The organism is Leptolyngbya sp. FACHB-671 (assembly GCF_014695745.1).
Taxonomy (GTDB): domain Bacteria; phylum Cyanobacteriota; class Cyanobacteriia; order Elainellales; family Elainellaceae; genus JAAUTN01.
The window spans coordinates 1-3,989 of the sequence record NZ_JACJOV010000007.1; the positions used below are offsets into that span (position 1 = coordinate 1).

Annotated in this window: 4 protein-coding genes; 2 read left to right on the plus strand and 2 right to left on the minus strand. The window is 46.5% G+C overall.

Translation table 11 applies throughout. The features are described 5' to 3' along the window. Window positions 1-2,109, minus strand: a 2,109-nt coding sequence (cas3, locus tag H6F93_RS00110) for a type I-D CRISPR-associated helicase Cas3' (RefSeq protein WP_190677956.1), incomplete at its 3' end; no start/stop codon positions are given. A 97-nt stretch (window positions 2,110-2,206) separates the two neighbouring features. On the opposite strand from cas3, the gene H6F93_RS00115 reads away from it, so the two are divergent. Further along, window positions 2,207-3,070: a WYL domain-containing protein gene (locus H6F93_RS00115; RefSeq protein WP_190677959.1), complete on the plus strand. Its 864-nt coding sequence runs from the start codon at window positions 2,207-2,209 to the stop codon at window positions 3,068-3,070. A gap of 162 nt (window positions 3,071-3,232) precedes the next feature. Here H6F93_RS00115 and H6F93_RS00120 read toward each other — a convergent pair whose 3' ends face one another. Then, window positions 3,233-3,439, minus strand: coding sequence for a hypothetical protein (locus tag H6F93_RS00120; protein ID WP_190677962.1), 207 nt, complete (start codon window positions 3,437-3,439; stop codon window positions 3,233-3,235). A gap of 285 nt (window positions 3,440-3,724) precedes the next feature. Between H6F93_RS00120 and H6F93_RS00125 the strand changes: the two genes are divergently transcribed. Further along, window positions 3,725-3,989: hypothetical protein (locus tag H6F93_RS00125; protein ID WP_190677965.1), on the plus strand; the 265-nt coding region annotated here is incomplete at its 3' end.

Sequence of the window (3,989 nt, forward strand, 5' to 3'; positions counted from 1 at the left end):
GTAGGGTGCCGTTGCATCGTGGAAGCTGTACTGATCGCTGATGGGATAAAGCTGAAAGTGCATTGGTAATCGCAGTCGCATCCGGACTTCAGTCACTGGGCGACGCAGTATATAGGCAACCAAGCCTTCCTTTCTAAGTGTTTTGTTGATTTCAGTTGCCCAACGGTTTTCAGGTTGCCAGATCTCCAGTTCGGTCAAGACCTGCACCTTCCAGGCATCGGCAACTGACTGTAAATTCCCAGGATAGGTGAACTTCCAGTTCAAGCGTTCTTCTCGGTACGCCTTTAATTGCATGAACGCAAGGCAATGGGCGAACCGTCCTTTGGGAATGGGCTGATCCTTCTGGCTCTCTACCTCCTCCAGCATTCGTATAAAGGCGGCTTTAGACAACATTTCAATTTCAAGATTGCCTAAAACTCCCGGCAAATCATAGGTTTTGAAGCGATCCACCTCATTGGGTTCCGTCAAATCGTACAACCCACATTGCAAGGGGCTGGAACCTCGAAAGTTACAGGCATCATCAGCGATCGGGTTCCCTTTTTTGCCGGAAAGCTGTTGCCACTCTTCCGCCCATCCCCGCACCTGCCCTGCAACTTTTTTCAAGTTGGTATCAAAGACTTCCTCGCAGGCTGTCTGAAATTTCTCGCGGCTCCCGACGTACTGTTGTTGAACAGTGGTATTGTTCAAACTCAGCAGTAAGTAAAACGACTGCACTGCCCCCCAACGTTTGTAATAACCACGAAAGTCATTAAGTTTTCGGTACTGTTCACGGATGCTTTGATTGAGAAATGGGCGGTCGTAGATACCCTCAGTTTCCAATGGTGGTGCCTCCCCAACAAATAAACGCTCTGCCAGAAAGTTTGGGACAAGGGCGTAAGCAGTAAATCCATCAAACTGGATTTTCTTCCCATCCTGCTCATAACCATCATGTCGTCCCAAGCGTCCTAATCTTTGAATAAAGTTTCCTGAATCGGATGACTCAAAGATCAAAAAATTAATCTTGAAATCAACCCCCACATCGATCGTGCTAGTACCGAGCACTAAGTCAGCGAGTAAGGACTGTTCCCTAATACCCTTTCCGGACAAGCCTGTATTTTCGCTGACTTTCAGCCCATATGGTTCGAGAAGTTCTCGAAAGAAAGGAGTCAGCCGTTTAACTGCTGCGATTGAGTTGAGAATAATTGCTCCCTTACTCCCTGGATGTTGTTGAAATTGATTTAGGATCAGATCCACATTTTCCCGTAACCATGCTTCTGAGGCTTTAGAGGTAGATTCTAAAGGGATAAAACTGAGTCGAATGGAACGGGCAACTAATCGCCAGTCTTTCAAGTTGAGCTGTTTTAACTCTTCTTGATTATTTGGAAAGCAGTATTTTCCGGTTGCCAGCGGATCAATGATCTGGCATCGTAGCCCTGCGGTTTCTAATCGCTTCAGCAATTGTTCATTTGGTGTCGCAGATAGAAATAAGAACTTTTTGTGAGTCCCATCGCGACGGGTTAACCCACTGGTGTAGCGAATCAGTAGCAATGTATTGATGACACTGGCAATTTGAGGAGCACCAAACACATGGAATTCATCAAAAATGAATAAGTCAAAGTTGCGGTCAATTCGATTCCACAGTTTGTCTGGAGCATCGCCTCGAAATACATAAGCTCCCCGGTAAATATAGTGAAAGATATCGGGATTTGTGACCAAAACTTCCGATTGCCCAGTTCGAGTTGCAATCGCTTCTGCTTTCCTCAAGTTTTCAGTTTCAGCATAAACTTCCAAATCTGCACCACTTAATCGATTAATGCGGGGTTCATGAGACGGCTTAAAAACTTGCACATACTTGAAGATTTGCAACTCTTGGTCACGAGCTAGCTCATTCGTTGGATACAAACCAATTGCACAGTAGTACTCCTGCAAACTCTTGAGATAAGCGGCAAGACTTTTTCCATCCCCAGTCATAGCAACGTTAAACACGACATCAACATTGGGGTTGGATAAAGCAGCTAAAGTTGCTGCCTGATGCCAGGAGAGTAACCATTCATTGGGTAGCGTAATGTCAGAAGGTGTTGGAACTGTCTGCGAATAAACAGGTTTGAGCGTAATACTGTAGTCCGTCATCGTCTTAAGGTGTACGTGACTGGTTGCGATGTATTCATAATGGCAGCACAATAAAAAACATGCAAGTACAAAGTGTACGTACAAACGGAGCATTGGAATGGGTCGTCGTGGTCAATCAATTACCTTATCGATTTCTGACAAGGACAAAGAGCAGTTGGAGCAGATTGCTGTTGAGCAGGGGATGATGTGGGGCGATCGCCCAAATATTTCTCGACTGGTGGAAGCGATCGCCCGTCGAGAACTACTGATTGGTCGCAATAACGATTGGTCAGAAACTCGCATCAGGGTACTTCATCAATCTATCCAGACCCTTATCGATGCTGGACACCCTGAGTCTGCCCAAATAGTGGCTCAACTTTTAGCAGAGCGGAGGGAATTATCAATTCCCTTAAGAAGCGAGATTGATCGATTCCTGGAAACACCGCTTGCGTCTTGGCGGTTGCAAATCGACCAGTATATTCGCCGCCAAACTCCGTTTCGACTCACCTATCGAGATGCAGCCGATTATCCTTGGAGCTTTACCATTCGCCATGCCCGGATTACTCCTTATGAACGGCGGCAGTATCTAGAATGCTGGTGCGAAGAAACTGAAGGTAATCAGGACTTACCCGAATTGCAGCATAACTGGATTTTGCGTCTCGATCGCATCCCAGATGCGGCGATCAGCACAGTCCAGGGACAATGGCGATCGCACTTAGATTATCTAGAAGTTGAAATGCACCTGCTTAAGGGTCTAGCATTTGCTTACGAAGCTAAGACTGCTGACGTGAGTAATGAATGGTTAAGCGATCGTAGTCCCCCTGTCCGAAGTGTAGTGCGGCGTGTCTCAAGCACCTTCTGGTTTTTTCGAGAGGTGTTTCGTTATGGAGAGGATTGTGTCATCGTCTCACCCACATTCGTTCAGGAGCGATTTAAGCAGAAGTTGCATACTCTGTGTGAGCAATACGGTTTGATTGACTGATACTTGATCCAACCAGAATGGAATATTTTATTCGCTGTATCAGCCCGAGAGTTCTCCATTCGCTGGTAATGGCTTAGCTCGTTGTCTGACGATCACTCCTGAAGCATTGTGAGTTGCTGTTCCAGTTTGAGGTCACGCTACCCGCCATTTAATTCTCGCTCTCTAGTTGCGGTACTTCTCGCTGCCAGCTTTGTCCAGGTGCTGATTCTTGAAGTCAGGATTCTTGCTGCTGAGCTTGTAACAGACGTACTCACCTTTAAGTGCAGGACTGATCCCAAGATTGGTTGAAGCCACGCCGCCAGAATCGCGAATGGCTTGAATGAGTTGAAGGAGGCGATTGCGTTCCGCTTCTAGGTGAGGGCTGACCATTTGTTCTGTCGATTTAACAGCGAATCGACAGAATTATAGGTTTAGTTACTTTGACGAGCGCTAATTTCCGCTTTAACTTGCAAACGGTTTTTCTATCGATTTAGAGCGTAATCGACAGAAAAAACTGCCAGTATCCCGCCAGAAGTTCTTTCAGCAATAAGTTTTTCTTAAGTTCTCCTAATTTGAGAATTCAGATCGACGGAGAAATAAGCATTTGAGGTTGATAGATTAACTTATTGACCTTTCCTAATGTAAAATTGGCTGAACACCCGTACTGCTTCAGCCGTGAAAATAAACCGCCACGACCAAGCTAAGATCCTCTCGCCACAGGAGATCGCTTGGTTGTTTGATGGCAAGGTGGGGTTGGTTTCAGATCTGAAGCTATTGCGGCTACTGGGTTGGAGTGGAAAAGGGGAAGGAAGGGAGGCGATTGCCAGAGGCAATCGCCTCCCTGTCGTTGCTCTCTTATACAGAAGGGTTGCCGACCGAGCGAGATCGGGCGTTGTTTGGTATCTGCCTCTACACGACTGCGCGGGTCAACGAGGCATGT

What these genes read in the sequence shown, in the direction of transcription:
- H6F93_RS00120 (WP_190677962.1), bottom strand. Translation starts at nt 3,439, where the DNA reads ATGGTCAGCCCTCACCTAGAAGCGGAACGCAATCGCCTCCTTCAACTC.
- H6F93_RS00115 (WP_190677959.1), top strand. Translation starts at nt 2,207, where the DNA reads ATGGGTCGTCGTGGTCAATCAATTACCTTATCGATTTCTGACAAGGAC.